This is a genomic window from Campylobacter sp. RKI_CA19_01116, assembly GCF_025771405.1.
Classification (GTDB): Bacteria; Campylobacterota; Campylobacteria; order Campylobacterales; family Campylobacteraceae; genus Campylobacter_D.
Genome location: NZ_JAKMQF010000006.1, coordinates 105279 through 125007, shown reverse-complemented (window position 1 = coordinate 125007; position 19729 = coordinate 105279). Strand labels below are relative to the sequence as shown.

General features: G+C 29.0%; 23 protein-coding genes and 2 tRNA genes. 4 read left to right on the top strand and 21 right to left on the bottom strand.

What is annotated here, in order from left to right:
- Window positions 1-757: 757 nt before the first annotated feature.
- Both L8U41_RS06250 and L8U41_RS06245 read right to left on the bottom strand, forming a co-directional pair.
- A tRNA-Met gene (locus tag L8U41_RS06250) sits at window positions 758-833 on the bottom strand.
- Window positions 834-846: 13 nt separating this feature from the next.
- A tRNA-Gln gene (locus L8U41_RS06245) sits at window positions 847-921 on the bottom strand.
- 108 nt (window positions 922-1029) lie between these two features.
- Here L8U41_RS06245 and L8U41_RS06240 point away from each other — a divergent pair.
- Entirely contained in the window at window positions 1030-2052 is a 1023-nt protein-coding gene (locus L8U41_RS06240) for a bifunctional 3,4-dihydroxy-2-butanone 4-phosphate synthase/GTP cyclohydrolase II (RefSeq protein ID WP_263728093.1), read from the top strand.
- Here the strand turns inward: L8U41_RS06240 and L8U41_RS06235 are convergent.
- From L8U41_RS06235 to L8U41_RS06215, 5 genes are read right to left on the bottom strand one after another with little or no spacing between them, the layout of a single operon-like run.
- Window positions 2027-2992: an SAM-dependent methyltransferase gene (locus L8U41_RS06235; protein ID WP_318529797.1), complete on the bottom strand. Its 966-nt coding sequence runs from the start codon at window positions 2990-2992 to the stop codon at window positions 2027-2029. The genes L8U41_RS06240 and L8U41_RS06235 overlap by 26 nt on opposite strands.
- Window positions 2993-2994: 2 nt before the next feature.
- On the bottom strand, window positions 2995-3801 hold the full coding sequence (locus L8U41_RS06230) for a M23 family metallopeptidase (RefSeq protein ID WP_263728091.1): 807 nt from the start codon (window positions 3799-3801) through the stop codon (window positions 2995-2997).
- The gene (glyS, locus tag L8U41_RS06225; RefSeq protein ID WP_263728090.1) at window positions 3798-5792 is read right to left on the bottom strand and encodes a glycine--tRNA ligase subunit beta; all 1995 of its coding nucleotides are present in this window, start codon (window positions 5790-5792) and stop codon (window positions 3798-3800) included. Before glyS ends, L8U41_RS06230 begins: the two co-directional genes overlap by 4 nt.
- 33 nt (window positions 5793-5825) lie before the next feature.
- A complete protein-coding gene (locus L8U41_RS06220) occupies window positions 5826-5966 on the bottom strand; it encodes a hypothetical protein (RefSeq protein ID WP_087685579.1) in 141 nt (46 codons plus the stop codon).
- Entirely contained in the window at window positions 5966-7408 is a 1443-nt protein-coding gene (locus L8U41_RS06215) for an alanine/glycine:cation symporter family protein (RefSeq protein ID WP_214100050.1), read from the bottom strand. Before L8U41_RS06215 ends, L8U41_RS06220 begins: the two co-directional genes overlap by 1 nt.
- Window positions 7409-7630: 222 nt before the next feature.
- Between L8U41_RS06215 and L8U41_RS06210 the strand changes: the two genes are divergently transcribed.
- Window positions 7631-8383, top strand: coding sequence for an amino acid ABC transporter permease (locus L8U41_RS06210; RefSeq protein WP_263725245.1), 753 nt, complete (start codon window positions 7631-7633; stop codon window positions 8381-8383).
- A complete protein-coding gene (locus L8U41_RS06205) occupies window positions 8376-9104 on the top strand; it encodes an amino acid ABC transporter ATP-binding protein (protein ID WP_263728089.1) in 729 nt (242 codons plus the stop codon). Before L8U41_RS06210 ends, L8U41_RS06205 begins: the two co-directional genes overlap by 8 nt.
- On the opposite strand, the gene L8U41_RS06200 is transcribed toward L8U41_RS06205, so the two are convergent.
- From L8U41_RS06200 to L8U41_RS06135, 14 genes are all read right to left on the bottom strand, one after another.
- The gene (locus L8U41_RS06200) at window positions 9101-9568 is read right to left on the bottom strand and encodes a tRNA (cytidine(34)-2'-O)-methyltransferase (RefSeq protein WP_263728088.1); all 468 of its coding nucleotides are present in this window, start codon (window positions 9566-9568) and stop codon (window positions 9101-9103) included. The genes L8U41_RS06205 and L8U41_RS06200 overlap by 4 nt on opposite strands.
- Before the next feature lie 184 nt (window positions 9569-9752).
- On the bottom strand, window positions 9753-11345 hold the full coding sequence (locus L8U41_RS06195) for a hypothetical protein (RefSeq protein ID WP_263728087.1): 1593 nt from the start codon (window positions 11343-11345) through the stop codon (window positions 9753-9755).
- Complete coding sequence (locus L8U41_RS06190; RefSeq protein WP_039625790.1) at window positions 11342-11815, bottom strand: hypothetical protein; 474 nt, start codon at window positions 11813-11815, stop codon at window positions 11342-11344. The genes L8U41_RS06195 and L8U41_RS06190 overlap by 4 nt, the downstream gene beginning before the upstream one ends.
- Window positions 11802-11960 carry a hypothetical protein gene (locus L8U41_RS06185; RefSeq protein ID WP_250325510.1) on the bottom strand — a complete coding sequence of 53 codons (159 nt, stop codon included), beginning with the start codon at window positions 11958-11960 and terminating at the stop codon, window positions 11802-11804. Before L8U41_RS06185 ends, L8U41_RS06190 begins: the two co-directional genes overlap by 14 nt.
- Window positions 11944-12336, bottom strand: a complete 393-nt coding sequence (locus L8U41_RS06180) for a hypothetical protein (RefSeq protein ID WP_263728094.1) — start codon at window positions 12334-12336, stop codon at window positions 11944-11946. Before L8U41_RS06180 ends, L8U41_RS06185 begins: the two co-directional genes overlap by 17 nt.
- 5 nt (window positions 12337-12341) lie before the next feature.
- The gene (locus tag L8U41_RS06175) at window positions 12342-12812 is read right to left on the bottom strand and encodes a DUF5675 family protein (protein WP_214135133.1); all 471 of its coding nucleotides are present in this window, start codon (window positions 12810-12812) and stop codon (window positions 12342-12344) included.
- Complete coding sequence (locus tag L8U41_RS06170) at window positions 12809-13183, bottom strand: DUF1353 domain-containing protein (protein WP_263728086.1); 375 nt, start codon at window positions 13181-13183, stop codon at window positions 12809-12811. The genes L8U41_RS06175 and L8U41_RS06170 overlap by 4 nt, the downstream gene beginning before the upstream one ends.
- Window positions 13164-13661 carry a hypothetical protein gene (locus L8U41_RS06165; RefSeq protein ID WP_214135135.1) on the bottom strand — a complete coding sequence of 166 codons (498 nt, stop codon included), beginning with the start codon at window positions 13659-13661 and terminating at the stop codon, window positions 13164-13166. The genes L8U41_RS06170 and L8U41_RS06165 overlap by 20 nt, the downstream gene beginning before the upstream one ends.
- 1 nt (window position 13662) lies before the next feature.
- On the bottom strand, window positions 13663-14295 hold the full coding sequence (locus tag L8U41_RS06160) for a DUF4376 domain-containing protein (RefSeq protein ID WP_214135136.1): 633 nt from the start codon (window positions 14293-14295) through the stop codon (window positions 13663-13665).
- Window positions 14296-14306: 11 nt separating this feature from the next.
- On the bottom strand, window positions 14307-16940 hold the full coding sequence (locus L8U41_RS06155; RefSeq protein ID WP_263728085.1) for a hypothetical protein: 2634 nt from the start codon (window positions 16938-16940) through the stop codon (window positions 14307-14309).
- Window position 16941: 1 nt separating this feature from the next.
- Window positions 16942-17127 (bottom strand): hypothetical protein, encoded by a 186-nt coding sequence (locus tag L8U41_RS06150; protein WP_087685567.1) that lies wholly within the window; start codon window positions 17125-17127, stop codon window positions 16942-16944.
- Window positions 17114-17512, bottom strand: coding sequence for a hypothetical protein (locus L8U41_RS06145; protein WP_039625773.1), 399 nt, complete (start codon window positions 17510-17512; stop codon window positions 17114-17116). The genes L8U41_RS06150 and L8U41_RS06145 overlap by 14 nt, the downstream gene beginning before the upstream one ends.
- The gene (locus L8U41_RS06140) at window positions 17509-18525 is read right to left on the bottom strand and encodes a DUF5309 family protein (RefSeq protein ID WP_039625771.1); all 1017 of its coding nucleotides are present in this window, start codon (window positions 18523-18525) and stop codon (window positions 17509-17511) included. The genes L8U41_RS06145 and L8U41_RS06140 overlap by 4 nt, the downstream gene beginning before the upstream one ends.
- An 88-nt stretch (window positions 18526-18613) precedes the next feature.
- Window positions 18614-19339 carry a Rha family transcriptional regulator gene (locus L8U41_RS06135; RefSeq protein ID WP_263728084.1) on the bottom strand — a complete coding sequence of 242 codons (726 nt, stop codon included), beginning with the start codon at window positions 19337-19339 and terminating at the stop codon, window positions 18614-18616.
- Window positions 19340-19487: 148 nt separating this feature from the next.
- Between L8U41_RS06135 and L8U41_RS06130 the strand changes: the two genes are divergently transcribed.
- Entirely contained in the window at window positions 19488-19697 is a 210-nt protein-coding gene (locus L8U41_RS06130; RefSeq protein WP_139424934.1) for a hypothetical protein, read from the top strand.
- The last annotated feature ends 32 nt before the right edge of the window (window positions 19698-19729 follow it).

Below are 19729 nucleotides of genomic sequence, written 5' to 3'. Positions count from 1 at the left end.
GGGTGGCTAAGATTTAAATTAAGTATATATACTGTAAAAAACAAAGTTTAGTTTTAGACTTATTTATATTAAGTATATTTTATAAATTTGATTTTAAAAGCATATAAGAGTATTAAGTTATAGAATAATTCTTACTAGCATAAAAATAGTGTTATAATAAACACATGATTGATTGTCAAAAAAAGGAGAATCAGCATGAATGAAAACTATTTAGAAACAAAAGAATTTTTGTTTGAAAAGTATAAAAAATAGTCTTCAACAAAAAAGAGTGCACAAGTATTCTTGGAATATCAACTCCAACATTAGATAGATTAACAAAAAATAAAAAGATAGACTCTATGGGTGTATCTCGTTATGTATTATTTTCCATTGAAGAAATAGCTAAAGTTGTATCAGGGGGGGGGGTTAAATCTTTAAAATGAGATTTAACCATGTAAATTATTGAATTTTCAAAAGTATATGTTATTTATATATTTAATTTTAAGGTATGGATACTTAGGGGTTTGGTTAGTAAATTACACGCCTGCTAAATCCACCATTTTATTTAATCTCGTATTTTTATTCTGATCAAAACTTTTTTAAATTACATTCTTATTTTAATTATTTTTTTAAGTGTTTTATATTAAAGCTAAATTCAAATTTCTGATATGTTAAATTAGAGTATTAAAACTAATGAAAATCATTAAAAGTAAGATTAACAATATTTTTATTTACTCTGTAGCTAATTTAAATTCTTTGAAAAATTTTATTAGGAAATTGGTTGCGAAGGGGAGATTTGAACTCCCGACCTTCGGGTTATGAGCCCGACGAGCTAACCACTGCTCTACTTCGCGGCATCATATGAAGTGGATGGGGTAAAGGGATTCGAACCCCTGAATGACAGGACCAAAACCTGTTGCCTTACCGCTTGGCGATACCCCAACAAAAAAAGCAATTTTGTAAATTAAAAGTGGTATTATATATTATTTTTTACATAATGTCAAGAAAATTGTTGTATAATTCTCAAAAAATAAAAAAAGGAGATTAATAGTGGGATATATTAGTGTAGAACAAGCTATAAAAGAACTTCAAGATGGCAAGATGTTGATAATGGTAGATGCGGAAGATAGAGAAAATGAAGGGGATTTGATTTTCCCTGCGCAATTTAGCTCACAAGAAAAAATAAATTTTGCCATTACTCACGCAAGAGGTGTGGTGTGTGTAGCATTAAGTGAGAAATTAGCTAAAAAATTTGAACTACCTTTAATGGTTCCTAAAAACACATCAAATCACAAAACAGCTTTCACTATAACAGTTGATGCAAAAAATGCAACAACAGGAGTGAGTGCTTATGAAAGGGATATGACTATACAAATTTTTGCTGATGATAATGCAAAGGCAAGTGATTTTGTGCGTCCTGGGCATATTAATCCTTTGATAGCAAAAAAAGGTGGGGTTTTAGAAAGAACAGGCCATACAGAAGGAACAGTGGATTTATGTCGCTTGGCAGGACTAAAAGAAGCATGCGTGATATGTGAGATTGTTAAAGATAATGGAGATATGGCTAGAAGAAGCGATTTGCTTGAGTTTTGTAAAAAACACGATATTAATATGATTACTATTTCAGATTTAATCGAGTATCGTTTAAAAAATGAAAGTTTAATTTCTTTAATCAAAGAAGAAGACAGTATTTTAGCGGGTTTTAAAGCTAAAAAAATGACTTTTAAAGATCACAATGAAAATGAACATATAGCTTTTAGCTTTGGCACTTTGAAAGAATGTGAGAATGTTAAATTTTATCTTAGTGGAAGTGACTTTGAGCTTCTAACTTCTAATAAATTTAATGAATTATTAAAACAAATTGAGTTTTTAAGTCAAAAAAGTGGTGTAATCATTTTCATGAAAAATGAAAAACAAGAAAACACACAATATAAAAATTACGGCATAGGAGCGCAAATTTTAAGATATTTAAAAATTTCAAAAATCAAACTTCTAAGTCAAAATACCGATAAAGAATTCATAGGCTTAAAAGGTTTTGGGCTTGATATTACAAGCAGTGATTTTGAAGCTTAAATTCTAAAAACTTAAACTTATCGCCAAAGTTAAACATCAAATTTTTACTTTGGCTGATAAAGTTTTTACAAATTTGAGGGTTAGTGTTTTTAGTTTGCTCGATAATTTCTTCTAAGCCAAAGTCAATTAAGGCTTGATTTTGATTTTTATATTCTAACACTTCAAAGCCCTCTTCTTTTAAAACTTGTAAAAAATGATCAAAATTTACATTATATGTAATATCGCTTTTAGCAAAAAAATCTTTCAAATTCTCTTCAAAAAGATTATACACTTGGTGATTTTTATACATTCTAATACTAATTTTTTCTTCTTTTTTTGCATAATCAAAACATGCAAAAGTTAATTTTTCGCAAGTTTGTTTTAATTTGAATAAAAAAGGTTTATAAGAAATACAAAGCTCACTATTAGTGATAGCATATTTTTTACATTCTTTTAAAAGATCTTCACTCATAGGCTTAAAAACAATGTTTAAATCATCACCAACATATGCCATTGTTTTATCTTTTATAAGCTCGCACGCAAAACAATCAAATAATTCATTGGCATAAAAAAAGGCATTTTTAAAATGACATTCTTCTAAAGAATTATAAATTTTCACGTCCAAATCATACTCATCAAAAAGTTTTTTTTGAACACATCTTAACTTTTCATGTGGCTCTATGATAAAACACTCAATCTGCTCTAAAACATCAGCTCTAAGAGTGTATAAAGCTTGTATGAAATCAAGCATTAAATGCCCTTCATTTGCCCCTATTTCTACAACTTCAACCGGTAAAGTTAATTTTTTATCATCTATAAGTTTTAAAAAATGATTAGCTAAGAGCACTCCAAAAAGATTTCCCACACTAACTGCGGTATAAAAATCTCCATTTTTGCCAACACTCACAACTTGGGAGTAATATTTATCAATCCAATTTTGAAAAAACTCACTAAAAGCTATCATTATAAAGCATTAAATTTAGCTATAAAATCAAGCGGATCAACTTGCACACCATTGACTAAAATTCCAAAATGCAAATGTGGCCCTGTAACCCTACCACTAGCTCCACTCAAACCTACAAGCTCGCCTTTTTTTACCTTTTGTCCTACTTTTACATTAAGTTTTGATAGATGATAATATTGAGAATAAATCCCATATCCATGGTCAATCACTACCGAATTTCCTGCATAGTAACGATTTGAAGCAATCCTTACAATACCATCATTACTCGCATAAATTTTTGTCCCACTTGCTGCTCTAAAATCAGTTCCACTATGATAACTTTTAAGAGTATCATTAAACAATCTTGCTTTTCCAAAAGCACTTGTAATTTTACTTTCTAAAGGGTATATAAAATTGCCTTCAAATAAAGCTGTATTGGTATAAGTATTATAAACCTTAATAGCTTCTTGATATTCTTTGCTAATGCGATCAAGTATTTCTTTAGGTGGATTAACCTTAGAAGCACTAACTTTTAAAAATTCTTTTTTATAATTTCCTTCACTAAATTTTATGTTAATTTCTTCTTTGGAATTATCTTTAAATTCAGCTATTAATTTTCTATCTTTGGGGTTTTTATAAGGCATAGCTACACTAACAATAACTTTATTTTTATACTCAAAAAAAGGAAGTTTTTTAGAATTTGAACTAATTTGTAAAAAATTATTTTTATCAAATTCTAAAAAAACTACTTGACCTTTTACAAGCTCAATCTCTCTAGCTTCTAATGCAAACACCAAAAAACAAAGCAAAAAAAGAATTTTTCTCATATACTAAGCTCTTTAATATCAGCTATTTTTAAAAACTCACGATAAATTGCACATACTAAAGCTTGACGATTGTTTTTAATATTTTCATCTTTGTCATTAATCATTACTTTATCAAAAAAAGCATCAATTTGCGGTTTGAGCGCAAAAAGGCTTTCTAAAAGCCTTTGGGTATTATTTTCTTTTGTTTTACACTGCATAAAAGCTTGATATAAATCTTTTTCCTCTTGAGTGTTAAACAAATTCTCATTAACTTGAGCTTCACTCAATACTACAATATTTGCCAAACGCTTAAAAGTAGCAAAATTTTGACTAAAATCTGCCTTATTTGCACTTTGAATCAAAGCTTTCATACAAGAATCAATATAAATAACATCATAAGTTTTAGAGCTAAGCACAGCTTTAACAAAAGAAGCATTTACTTCATAAAAAGTATATAAACGCTCTAAGATAAAATCTAATAAAATTTTCAAATCAAAGCTTTTATATTCACTAGCTATTGCTTCTAAAAACATCTTAAGATCAAAATTTTTATTTAAAGCTAGGATAATTTTTAAAACACCATTTGCTGCTCTTCTTAAAGCATAAGGATCTTTTGTGCCACTTGGGATTTTCCCCATTGAAAAAAGCCCCATAAGTGTATCAAATTTATAAGCTAAAGCTACAATAGAGCTAAATTCATTACTTGGCATAGCTGAATTATCGCCATTTGGAAGGTATTGCTCTTTAATCGCCAAAGCAAGCTCATCGCTCATACCCATAGCCTTAGCATAATAAGATCCCATAATACCTTGAAGATCAGTAAATTCATACACCATTTGAGTACTTAGATCAGCTTTTGAGTATTCTATGGCTTTTAAGATTTCATCTTTTTGGGTATTAGCAAAAACCTCACAAAGCTTAGTAGCGATTTTTTGTTCTCTAATGATTTTATCTTTTAAGGTTCCAAGTCCTTCAAGATAGATCATTTGGCTTATTTTATCATTATTTAAGCCATGCGCTAAGTCATTTTTCCAAAAAAACATCGCATCACTTAATCTTGCCCTTAAAACCCTTTCATTTCCATTAATGATTTTAGAATAATCTTTACAAACTGCATTAGAAACTACAATAAAATGATTGCTTAAAGTATTGTTTTTAAATACTGCAAAATAGCGTTGGTTTTCTCTCATAGAAGTGATGATTACCTCACTTGGGATTTCTAAATACTCTTTTTCAAAATGCCCTAATAATGCTTTTGGATACTCTGTGATAGCTACAACTTCAGCTAAAAGCTCATCATCTTCTGCAATCGTAATATCATTTTCTTTTTCAAGTGTCTTTAACTGTTCGATAATAAGCTTTTTTCTTTGTTCTTGATCTAAAATAATATAATTTTGCTCTAAAGTTTTAAAATACTCATCAATATTTACAAAAGGTATTAAATCATAACTAACACTTCTATGTACAAAAGTACTTTTTGCACTTTTAACACCATAGCTTTCAAACTCAATCAACTCATCATTTAAAATACAACAAAGCGAGCGAATAGCTCTGATAAATTCAAAACTACCATCGCCCCATCTCATAGTTTTACCAAAGCTCAAGCTTTTTAAGAAAGTTTCAATCATTTGAGCTAAAACTGCTTTACTTTGTAAGCCTTGCACTTGTTTTTGACAATACAAGACTTCTTTGCCTTTAATTTCTTTAAATTCAAGCTCTTCTTCTTTTAAGCCACTTTTTTCTAAAAAGCTAATTCCTGCTTGAGTAAGCTTTCCATCTTTATAAGCTATCGCCCTAGGTGCACCTATAAATTCCACAAAAGAATCATCTTGTTTTTCTTTAAAATTTTCATGAATAAAAACCAATCTTCTAGGAGTATAGAAAAATTTAAATTCAGATTCTAAATGATACTCTTGTAAAATCTTTTCCCATTTTTTAGTAATATTTGGAAGTTCTTTTAATAAAGGAATGGCAGGAAGCTCTTCTGTGCCTATTTCTATTAACAATTTCATTTTACACTCTTTTTTAAAAATTTTTAGTGTATTTTACCTATTTTTTTTAAAATCTTTCTTTGTTTTTAGTTTTTCTTCTCTTTGTTTGGCTTTTTCTTGCATTTGGCGGTTAAAGCCAAACACAAGAAAAACCATAAAAGCTACAAACAAAGCAATAATAATATAATCTATCATTAGTCCCAACACTCTGCGTTTTTAATACCAAGCTTTGAAGCACTAAACACTGGATCTCTACCTTGTCTTTTTTGTTCGCTAAAGTCTTTTAATACCTTTTTCACTATACCACCAAGCAATAAAATAGAAATGATATTAATCGTAGCCATAAACGCCATAGTAGTATCAGCTAAATCCCATGCAAATTTTAAATCCATATTTGCACCAATAAAGATCATAAGTACAGCGCTTGCTTTAAAAAGATTAATAATAATAGGATTTTGAGTGAGATATTTAATATTTGCTTGAGCATAATAATAATTTCCTATCAAAGAAGTAATAGCAAATAAAACTATACTAACAGTAGTAAAATGTACACCTAAATTTCCATAATATTCTTTCATAGATTCTTGCACCAAAGGTAGTGCTGTTAAAATAGGCTTACCATCTACGCCGATATTATTTGCATAAGCAAGTGAAAATAATACTAAAAATCCTGAACTTGTACAAATAATCACATCAATTAATACAGAAAATGCTTGGATAACCCCTTGTTTTGCAGGGTGAGTTGTAAGAGCTGAAGCTGCTGCATTTGGCGCTGAACCCATACCCGCTTCATTAGAAAATAATCCTCTTTTTATACCTATAACCAAAGCAGAACCTGCAAATCCGCCAAAAATAGCTTCAAAATCAAAAGCACTTTTAAAAATCATAGAAAACACTTCAGGAATTTTATCAAAATTCATAAACATTGCTATGATAGATAAACCTACATAAATCATCGCCATAATAGGAACGATAACCGAACTTACTTTACCTATTTTAGTATGATCACCAAAAAACATATAAGCAGCAAAAACAGCTAAAATTGCTCCTATTACAATAGGCCACCAACTTTGAGCAAAACTCACTTCGCTAGCATCAACCATGCCTTTATAGTAAAACTCAAATGCTGAAGTCATAGTTTGGCTTTGAAGACCATTAAATCCATAAGCATAAGTAATGATTAAAATCACCGCAAAAACAGCTCCAAGCCATTTTAAATTTAAAGCTTTACTAATATAATAAGCAGGACCACCTTTAAAACTTTTACCATCACGGCTTTTGTAAACTTGTGCTAAAGTACTTTCTGCAAAAGCTGAGGCGCCACCAAAAAACGCCATAGCCCACATCCAAAATAAAGCACCTGGTCCACCCAAAACAACTGCTACTGCGATACCTGCGATATTTCCTATACCAACTCTTGAAGCTGTTGAAATCATCAAAGCTTGAAAAGGAGTAATATGGTGTTTTTCATGCTTTTCTTGCTTTTCTGTTAAGATATCAAACACATAAGGAAGCATTCGAAATTGCACAAAACCAGTCAAATAACTATAATAAAACCCCGTGACAATAAGTAAAATTACTAAAATAGAATAATACTGATTATTCACAAAGGCAACAAATTGGGATATTAAATCCATATTTATCTCCTTTTTTATAAATTTTCAAATACAAATTTATCATAAAAAAATGAATTTGTTATAAAAAAATATAATTTTAGGTTAATTTTATTTTATTTTTTATAGCTATGTGAAATTTTAACTCAAAATATTAACAACAACATCACATAAAACACCTTTAAGTAAAAAGAAAACTTAATTTTTATACACTTAGATTTTTAAAAATTTATCAAGGTGTGCAAGTTGAAACAAAATACGATGAAACTTTTTGTATTTTTTGCCATTATTATTTTTTGGGCTTATTTCTCATTTCCTATTGAAATTTTACAAGTCAAAGATCAAAATGGTTTAGCCACAAGTGAATATGCTTATACCATAGAAGCTAAAGCTTATGTTCATAGTTATTTCACAACACTTGGTTTAACAGTGGGTGGGATTTTAATAGGAATAGTGTTTGGTTTTTTCCTAGCATTTTTAAGATTTTTAGAAATCCAAAGTTTAAATTTTATTATAGATGAATACATAGACATCATACGCGGAACCCCTTTACTTTTACAACTTTTGATTTTTTCAGTAGTGATTTTTGCTACTTGGAGTGATAATTTTTATGTGGCTATTATCGCACTTGGACTTAATAGCTCTGCTTATGTAGCTGAAATCGTAAGAAGTGGAATTCAAAGTGTAGACAAAGGACAAATGGAAGCAGCAAGAGCAATGGGACTTAATTATTCTGCTTCTATGAGACTAATCATCTTCCCGCAGGCAATTAAAAACATTTTACCTTCTTTAATGAATGAATTTATTTCTTTATTTAAAGAAACTTCAATAGTAGGTTATATTAGTGTTATGGATATTACCATGCAAAGTAAAAGCTTACAAGCAATCTATTACAACCCTAAACCTATTATTTTTACAGGACTTGTATATTATATAAGTGTTAAAATTTTAACACTTATCGCAAGAATTATAGAAGTGAGATTAAATAAACATGATTAAAATAGAAAATTTAATTAAAAAATACGGAGATTTAGAAGTCTTAAAAGATATTAGTGTTGAAGTACATAAAGGTGATATTATTGCTATTATAGGGCCTAGTGGAGGTGGAAAAAGTACTTTTTTACGCTGTTTAAATAAACTTGAAACACCAGATGGTGGTAATATTTATATCAATAATGTTAATATACTTGATAAAAAAGCAGATATCAATAAAATTCGTCAAAAAGTAAGCATGGTATTTCAACATTTTAATCTTTTTAATAATAAAAATGTTTTAGAAAATTTATGTCTAGCGCCAGTACAAACAAAAATCATGAGTAAAGACGAAGCAGTAAAAAAAGCACGAGAATTACTCAAAAAAGTTGGCTTAAGTGATAAAGAAAGCTATTTTCCTCACAAACTCTCAGGTGGACAAAAACAGCGTATTGCTATAGCAAGATCATTAATGATGAATCCTGATGTGATTTTATTTGATGAACCAACTTCAGCATTAGATCCTGAGATGATAGGTGAGGTTTTAAACATCATGAAAGAAGTGGCTAAAGAAGGTCTAACCATGCTTGTAGTTACGCATGAAATGGGCTTTGCAAGAAATGTAGCTAATCGAATTTTCTTTATGGATAAAGGCATTATAGCAGTAGATGAATGTCCTAAAATAGCATTTGAAAATCCAAAAAATGAAAGATTGAAAGAATTTTTAAATCAAGTTTTAAATCATTAAAATTTTTCAAAAGAGGCAAAATTTTGCCTCAAAGCTTCATAACTCACTATGCCTACGCTTGTAGCTAAATTTAAACTTCTACCACAATCTTTCATCGGTATGGTAATGGCATTTTCCCATTTTTTTTGCATTAAATCCATAGGTAAACCAAAACTTTCACTTCCAAAAAACAAAAAATCACCTTTTTGATAATTTACGTCAAAATAAGCTTGAGTGGTTTTAGTTGTTGCAAAGAAAAATCTATCTTGAAATTTTTCATATTCTTTTAAAAAATCTTCTAAATTATTCCATAATAAAGGATTTAATTTTTTCCAATAATCAAGCCCTGCTCTTCTAACCGCCTTTTCATCAATACTAAAAAGTGGATTAATAATATGCAAAGTAAATCCTGCATTAAAACACATTCTACCTATACTTCCTGTATTTTGTGGTATACGAGGCTCAACCAAGACTATATGAAACATCTTTTTCCTTAAAGTGGTGTCCCCAGCAAGGTTTAAACTATGCTATAAAATAGCTTATTTATAGATATTTTATACCAAAAAATTCACAAATAGGTATAAAATGGGTATAATTTGCTAAGAACATATATTTTTTATTTTCCAAAAGATACTTTAAAATATATTAGACAAAACTTAATTATCTAAATTATATCTCAACATCTTTTTCATTTAAAATATCTAAGGTGTCAAAACTATACCAGTTTTCATTTAGTAGATTTTTAGTTACCATTTCAACATCTTCCTTCGAAGCCTCTCCAAAAAAAACATGCTCATCAATATCACTATTTTCATCTAAAGGCAAACTAGCTTCTTTTAAATTAGAGCTTAAAAATATATCACTAATATAACCTATAATATCTGAAGATGTAGCATCTTTATTAATTAAAACATCAACTATAGGGGTTTGATTAGAAATTGCACTATTAATATCAACTCCTATTTTATATCCAGCACTTACCAATCCTGCAACAGCTAAAACCAATTTTAAAACTTTATTTATTTTAGCTAAAGAACTTCCTTTATCTACTATGCCTAAAAAACTTAATGCGTCTATAACACCTCCAAGCGTACTAAGTGCGATTGTTATATTTGTTATAATTGTAGCCGAAGCTCCGCCTATCATACCACCTAAAGCCCCACCTATAACTCCACCTGTATAAAAACTAATAAAAACAATCACAGCAGAAACAACAGGAGCTATTATAAACTCCCACCATTCCTTATCTTCTTTCACATAAAGATCATACATACTATCCCATAAAATAAACCATCTATCTTTTCTTCCATAAGGCATATTGCTTTCATTATTATAACAAGGCATCAATGAAATATTTTTATTAAAAAGACTATTCTGACTTCTCAAAACAACAGGCTCTTGATAAGCTATATTATTTAAATTAGAAAGAAATGCTAGAGGGTGAAATATATCGCCTAATTTAGAAACATTGATGTTATTGTTAAATGCACTTAAAAAATCAATATTAGATATTTTTTCAGGTACAATAAATACATTTTTATTTAATCTCAAGAACTCATCATAATATGGTCTTAAATTGTAATATCTACCATCTTCACTCTCTACTAAACTTGGCTTAAATTTGTCTTTATCCGGTAAAATAAAATTAGGTTTTATAAGCTCGTTATTAATTATATTAGATTTTACAAAAATATATTTTGGCTTACCATATCCAGGGACTATAGCACCATAAAAGCCATGTATTTTTTCAAAAGTAAGATCATGTAGATAATAAAAATTCTTTAACTCTTCTTTGTATTTTAAAAGATAGCTAGGGTTTGTAACAACATTTTTTCCATGAAAATCAAAACTAAACAAGCTTAAATTTTGTCTTTTCCTTATAATTTGACAAGTATCATGATATATTCCACTTTTATCTCCAGGGTCTCCTCTATACCACTCATAAGGGTTTTGACCTACAAAAAACTGATTTAACCCCAAATCCCCACTATTATGGTAATTATATGGAGCTCTAGAAGGACTTTTAATATCATAAAAATCAATTCCATAGGAATTTGGGAAGAGCGGGTGATAAATTCTTGTTTTTACAGCCCTACCTTTTCTTATTAATTGTTTATGCAGAAGCTCTACATATTTATGTACAAAGGTAGTTCCGTATAAAAACCAAGCTTGATAGCATTCTACATATCCTATGTCATTTGCATTCTGTGGATATTTAGCTCTTAAAAAATATTTTGGAGTTCTATATTTTTTATCAATCATTTATCTATATTTTCAATTTTTTCTTTTACCCAAGATTCCAACTCTTTTGGTATTTCAAGCCCACCTGCGCTTAGCCCAAAACTATATCCTTGTGCAACTTTTGCCGCTTCTATTCTTAACATATCATCTATTTGTTCTCGTTGTCTATCTATGAGTGCGGGTTTTTTCTTTTCAGTTTCTATTTGTGCTTGTATAAGTTTTATTTTCTCGCTATTAAGTTCGTTTTCATCGCCTTGCAAAATCATACCCAATGCTGTCGTTTGACTTTGTGCTACTATACTTTGTCCTACTAAAGATAGCGCATTCGCTAAAGTTTTAAACTGCTCTTCGTTTTTAATAACATCATTTTTTATGCTATCATCTAATATCTTTTTTAATTCTCCAAATGGGGATTTTTCCGCCAAGCTTAACTCTAAAATTTCGGGATATATTTTTTTAAATTGATTTAATCTTTGCTCATAATTCATCATTCAACTCCTTAATTTTATCTATATTGATCTCACATTGCTTATAGTGATAAAAAAGCTCACTATAAGCTTTTAATATATCTTTTTCATCTTGCACTATAGGTTTATGCGCTCTATCAAATTCTAAAAGCTCATTTGGTATTTGCACTTTTTGAATTTGTATTTTGGTTAATACTTGTGTTTTGCTCCCACAGCCTATCAAGCATAACATTAAAAAGCTTAGTGGTATTAGTTTCATTGCTTTTGGATATATAGTTTTTAACATCATCAACCCTTGTTTTGATTTGATTTTTTTGAGTATTTGCATGAAAGAGTGCTTTTAGCTCTTGCTCGTGTCTTGTTTTAAGCTCCTGAGTAATCCTCGTGAGTTCATTATTTACACTCAAAGCTAAATTTAAATCACTTTGACTTTTTTCTAATTTTGCTTGAGTACTATCAAGTCTTAGATAAAAATATCCTGCTAAGATTGCCATTAGAGCTAAAGCAATATAAAGTTTTTTATCTCCTAGGATATATGAAAATATAGAACTCATGCTAATTCATTTGTTATTTCTAATTTAATGTCTTCAAGATTTTTACCATGCATTAAATCGTAAAATTCTTTACAAGCTTGTCTGCTTTGTCCGACACTTTCATCGCTCTTAGTTAAACCTAGTAAAATACAACCTTTTGTATCTTTGTCTGTATTTCCCCAATGGATTAAAATGTGTCTATCAAAAGGTACATCATCGTTGTAGATATTTACAACGCTATCATCATCGTTTAAAACTTTAACTCCTGCTACTATCCTTTTACCTTTATCATTAAAACTAGATAGTGTATGTCTTTTTAGATTATAAACTCCAGCAGGAACTCTTAAGTCTTTTTCTCTTTCAATCCCTTCTTTATCTTCTTCTAAAGAAAAACACTCAAAAAGAATATTTTCTTTTTCATCTAAGACTTTAAACTCTCCTATGACACAAGTATTTCTTAAATACTTTCTAGTTAATTTTAGTTTCATTTTAATCCTTTAAAAAAACATTTAACCACATGGAATGTATTACACGCATGATAAAAAATAAAAGTCTTTACTTTAGAGCAACCAAGCTCACTCATAGCTTCTTTTAAAACTTTATCTGCTAGCTTATAATCATCTTTTGAATATGCTTTTTGGCATAAATAATCATGCACAATTGCTGCGCTAAAATACTCACTTTTATATGGAGGATAAATACTCCAAAAAATGCGTGGCACTGAAGCACCATCACTAATAAAGCCTTTTGGCACGATAAAATTTAAACCACACAAACTAACTTCAAATTCTTTTACAACTTCAAATCTATCTTTACCAAAAGGCTTAACTATAACCCTTTTAAGTGTTTTTCTTATCATCTTGCCTACCCTTTTCTTCTTCTTTTATATAAGTATTTGTTTTTAAAAAACCGCTTGAAAAATTCTTTATTTTCTCAACTGCAATATTGTAAATATCTACTTCAGCTATTGCTTTTCTTGTTTTTATACATTGAATATTAATCATTACAGAAAGGATTTCTCCTAAAATCAAGAAGCTAAAACTATAATCTACAAAATAATATAAAGCATCTATTTGCTTTGCACCCAAAGCAAACATAAAAGGTATTCCTAGCATTAAAAACTTTGACAAAAGATCAGAAAAGGTATAAGCCTTAACACTTTCATTTAAGGCTAAAGTTCTGCAAAAACCTACTATTGCTGAAAATATAAAAATAACAAACAAAGTAAAAGCTTGAGCTTCTTTAATACCAGTATATGCTAAAAACTGAAAGAAAAAAGCTAAGATAAAAGAACCTCCAAATAAAGCTATATTGGCTGAATTTTCTAAATGCGACATATTAATCCTCCCAAACAATAGCTTCTAAATCTTGTTCAGATTCAGCTTGTTCTATTCTTTCTTTTAATGCATTTGCTTTAAAGATAATTTCTTGGGTATGATAAGCTACACTTGAAGCAAATTTTAAAAAATCTTGTGGTGTAAAAGTTGCTTTTTTATCATTTATATCAATCCAAATGATTTCAGAAATTGAGTTAGTTTCACTTTGCATATCAAACATTAAATTAGTTGCAGCTCCAATGATATTTTGTTTGTCTTCTTTTCTTGTTTGAAAAGTATGCTCATTATAAACAAGTCCACTTTCTAAAGCTTCATCTCTTTTAGTTTGAATTTCATGTTTTTTCTTTTCTTTTAAAACATTTAGTTTTTCATCTTCTTGTGAAATTGCTAGTAAGTACTCAAAATATAAATTCTCATTTTTATTTGCTAGACAGTGTTCTTTAACCGCTTTAGTACCATTTTCAATTTCTTGTGGTGTGATGTCATCTGTATATATGATATTACCATTATCATCTTTTATTTCATTTGCAGGCCTATTTATAAATGCTATTATCATTTTATTTTCTTTATGAAAATTAATAATATCATTATTTAATTCTCTATAAACAACTCCATTTTCTTTAGTAATTATCATAATTTCCTCCATTATTTAATAATTACACCTTTTTCAACAATAGTATTAGGTGTTATGTTAGTATCTATAACTTTAGAATCTACACTAGAACCTCTTGCATATAAAGATGCAACAATATATCCTCCGCCACCTCCAGCAAAAAATATATAAGAGTTTGATGTATCTGTTACTCGTATCTTTGGATTTTTTATATTTACCGCTTGAATCCTAGAAGCTTCAAATGAAGCAAATGCTATACATCTTTTTGCTACTACATCAAGATTTATACCTTCACAAATAATATCAGTTAGATTTGATGCATATACAATAGTTATAGTAGATTTAGGAATATTAATCTTAATACTATTGGTAGGCATATTATATGAATTTAATGACATTGATGTAGTATTCAATAATAATAAAAGTTGTAAATCATTTAAAGTACTAAATGTGTCTTCAAAATCTATTTTAGGATTAGGACATACTAAACAAGCAAAATGACTACTAACAAGTATGTTATATACTTTAGATTTTGCTTTTGTAAGTCTTACCTTGATAGATGACCCAGATATGTTTAAAAAAGTTTTATAACCTGAATATACACAATGCCCAAAATCATCTTCATAGTCATCTCTTATATCAAAACTTATATTCGGCGCAAGCATAAATGAATTATTAGTAGCATATATAAGTTTGGCTAGTCTTTTTCCTGTGGTATTTCTAAATTTTAAGTTACTCATAATAGGAGCTATAGAATTACTTAAATGTATAATATAATCTTTACTATCAGCTAATTCAATCCATTCATCCTCTGATTTAATATCCATAAAAAGTAAATTACAACTAACTAATCTCAATTTTTCCCACTTATAACCTCTTTTTAAAGTAACTGTTACTCTAACTTCTTTTAAAGCTATATATTTAGCATAATAATCACAGCACTCTTGTATGGTTGTGAAATCCCCTCCTACTCCTACAGTTTTGCTTTCTACTCGTGTTAATAAATCAGCTTTATTTTCTAAACTTTCCTCAATACCTGCAATATCACCTTCGTTTTTTTCAACTCTTTCTTTTATCCCATTAAAATCTATTTGCGTTAATTTTTCATCTATTGAAGCTATCCCTTGTGTTTTAGCTTCTTCTATACTACTTAAGGCGTTGTCTTTGCTTGTTTCTATAGAAGATATACTTTCATCTTTACTAGTATTAATATCAGATAAAGAGCTAGTTTTAGCTTCTTCTATACTACTTAAGGCGTTTGTGTTTAAAGATGTAAATTCTTGTATTTTTTGATTATAATTAGCATTGAATGCATTTATCAAATTATCTATATTTGCTCTTGAAATATCTACAAAATTTTTAAGTTCATTAGCTTTTTCATCAATTGAGGCAATAACTCCTGTGCTATCATTTATTACCTTATCACTAACTTCATTCATTTCTTGCAATATTTCATCACGCAAAGCTTTTAATTCTGTCTCATAGATTAACTTGTCATTGCCTAGCTCTTTTTTAGCAACTTCGGCTAGTCTCCCCAAATCTTCATTAGCTATTAAAGCTCTTTGATTAAACCTATCATAACTTTGCTCAAAATGTATTTTATATCCTTCACATTTTGCAACAAGCTCATCAAATTTAACAATAGCTTCATTTTTTGCTGTTTCTATGGATGAGATTACTTGCTCACCTTTTGCTTCTAAAGCTTCGTGTAAACCTTGTACTTTATTTTCTAAATCACTTTCTAAATTCGCAATTTGTTCTTTGAAATTTTTTATAAGCTCTGAATATGATTTAATGTCGTTTTCAAATTCTTTGTATAAAGCAATAACTTCTTTTAACTCTTCTAAACTCTCTTTGGTTTCTAGTAAAAGATTATAAGCTTGTATTATTTCTTTATACTTTATGCCAACATCATATTTTATTTCCTCCAATTTTTTGACACTATCTATCATTTCTTGATTTAATCTTTGATTTTCAAAAAAGATAGTATTTATTTTATTTTTTATAATTTCGCTTGCATCTAAAACTACTTTACTAGCTTGCGATGAAAGCTCGTTTACTTCTTTTTTTATCTGCAAAAGCTCTGGCTTTAGTCCCCTAAGCTCATCAGCACTATAGTTTAACTCTTGCACCAAATCTTTGCAATGTTCTAATTCTCTTAAAATATCATCTTTTATTTTTGAGCTTAATTCAAAATATTCTTTTGATAATTTTGTATTATTTGTAGCTTCTGTGATAATGGCTTCTAGATCTATCTTCATACTTTCATATTTAGATAAATCATCTTTTAAGCTTTCAAATACAGGTTTATTTTCTTCTATAAAGCCTTTTATAAGCTCAAGTTCTTCTTTAGAACTTGAAAAATCATTATAAGCTTGCTCTATAAAACTAAAACGCTCTTGCATAATGCTAAATTTTTCATTAACACTAGAAAATTTAGTATCAAAATCTTTTTTATTTTCGCTAAAACTAGTATATATTGTTAAAACTTCTTGTTTTAGTTCTAGTGTTTGTTCATGTAAAGAATTTACGCTCTCTTTTAAACCGACAATTTCATCAAGTCTTGTATTGTCTAAAGCTCTAGCTATAGTATCAATTCTTAATAAAATTTGATTAATTAATTCTAGCTTTTCTTTACCTGTTTTCAATTCAGCTAAACTTACCATTTTACTCCCCTGTATAAAAATCGCTATCTTTTATTCTTCTTTGGCAAAATAACAACAAATCATCCATTGCTTCAAGCCATTTTTTAGTGTCCAAATAAGCTATAAAATCTAAGTTTGTAATACTTTTTTCATAATCATCATAACTCTTTGCTCTGATAAATTTTTTATATGTATCACAAGTGTGCATTTTCAAGCTCCTTTCCATCGTTACTAATATAATCATTGATAATTTCATTGCAAAGCTTTAAATACATCACATTTTCGCCTTTGCTCATCAAAAAACATACATAATTAATAACAGCGTAGCAAAGGCTTTCATCTATCATTAAATGTTCTTGTTCATCTTCAAAATTTGGCTCATCAGGGACTATCAAAAATGCATTGTTTCTAGTGTTTCTTAAGACCACTTGATCATCTTCTCTTATGGTTTTAGTGAGTACACTAGGCTCACATTTGCCACAAATATAATAAAAAGCCTCCATAATATAGGCTTTTATAAATTTATCATCAACACTAGTTCTTTCTTTGGACATTTTCTTTAAGATAATATCCCTAACTAATACACTTTTCATTTTTTAAGCTTTAAAGCTCCACCTTCTACGCCACTAAGCCCAACACCTATAGCAAATGCATCAGCATTTCTTACTTCTAATGTGCTTTGAGTGTAAAATCTTTTTGCTTTTGCTGTTGCATCAGTAGGTACATCTTCAATAAAAGTAGGAATGTAAAGCCCGTGTTTCATAAACTCAAAATCACCTGCTATTAAAACATCACCTAATCCATATTTAGGGCTTAATAGTCTATGTAAGTGAAAATTGATTGTTCCAAAATCTGTCTCAAGGCTCATAACATTTCCAACTAGATTTTTCTCATTTCCAAAAATCCTAGTAGCGAGTTTATTAATAGCCGGTTTTAAACTAGCTCCTAAAAATACATCTTTAGGTGTAGCACCACTATCCCAAATGCTTTGTAAAATTTGACTTAATTTATCTTCAGTAAGCAAGCTAGGAGTTCCGCTCCAATCTTTTGCTTCATCAAATGCTAATACATTGCCTCTTTTTCCACCACTAAAGCTTGTTTCTCCTTTTGCTATATAGTGAAACAATCCTGCCATTTCTCCACTTACACCATTTTGCGCTTGAATATGCTCTTTAAACACTGATTTTTTAACATCACTATCACGACCTAATCCAAATAAAGCATATTCTATATCTCTTTTATGCTCTTTTGTCTTTTTACCAACTTGATATTCCATCTCATTACCACCATATTGTTTAGCTTTCATTAAAGCTGTGGTAACTGAAACTTCTGTAATAAAAATTTGTGTTGCATTAGATGTTTTTTGAGTTGTGTTTTTTGTTTCGCCATTAAATTTACTTAATTCCAAATTAGCATTTTTCTTTGGGTCTGCTAATGTGTCTGTAAGCCAAGAATGCAACAGTGGGCTTGTAACACTTGATGTGCCTATTTTGTTTAAAAGTGGTGTCTCGCTTGCACCTATTTGTATAATCTTTTCATATACGCTAGGTTTTAATTTAACATTTTGTGTTGCTGGTGGGGTAAAGTCCATAGATGACAAAGCCATTTTAAAATCTCCTTTGATATTTTTTGGAGATTTTGACAAAAATGGCTATTTCAAAACTAGTATATTTTGAAATAAATTAAAAAAACTTTTACCTTCTTAATAAGTTACCCCACTTTTCTTCATATTCATCATAATGTTTATAATAATCAAGCCTAGAATTAAACTTTTCTTCTATACTTTTATAAATACAAAAACCATTTGCTTTATCTAGTTTATAGTTTTTTCTTGAAACGCTTTCAGCAAATAACATATACTCCCATTTTTTAAAACAAACTATTTCATAATCTTTTGCTAGAAATTTCCTAAGCTCTAATAATTCTTCATTGCTAAGTCTTCTTTTAAAGCTTAACTCGTTTTTATGTTCTAAATCATACTTTAAAGCTTTAATCTCATTTTCATACTTTAGCTTTTGCTGTTTAAGTTGAGATTTATAACCTAAGCTCTGTCTAAAAGCTAGTTTTTGCATTTGTTCTTGTTCTAAGTTTTTTAAGCATTTTTCCATTTCATTAAAAGCTTTGATAAACTCAACTTTGAATTTATAGGCTTTTTCGCCTGTAAAACCCATAACAAGTAAAGAAAAACCATCACGAGTTAGGTTGTAGCAAGGTCTTAACTCGCCTTTTTTATCTTTATATTCAACCGCCTTAAAATTAAGGGCGTTAAACTCATCTTGTGGTAATTCATTAATTTTTGCTATAATATTATCGTGGCGTTTATTAAAAACTGCCGCCACACTTAAAGAGGTAGTCGTTACTTGGTCGTTGGCTACCTCCAACTCTACACCTACGCCATTAATTACAGCTAATTTTTCCATTTTTTCCCTTTGTTTTGATTTAAAACAAATAAATCATTTGTTTTATGAGTAAATTATAACATCATTTAGTTATATTGTCAATAATTTTATAAATATTTTAGTTGTTTTTTTGTAAAATAATAAATATTTTATTTGTAAAGGTGTTAAAATGAATTATGATGAATTTGAGAATAAATTAAAATCAATCAGTTTAAGCAAAAAAGATTTTTCTGAAATGGTTAAAATGAGCTATACCGGCGTAACCAATTGGAGACAAACAAATTCTATACCCGGCTGGGTAAATAGTTGGCTTATTAATTATGAAAAAGCAAAAGTTTTAGATGAAATTTCAAAATCTATAAAACCTTTTATAAGATAAATATTGAACATAAATAATTAAAAATAACATTT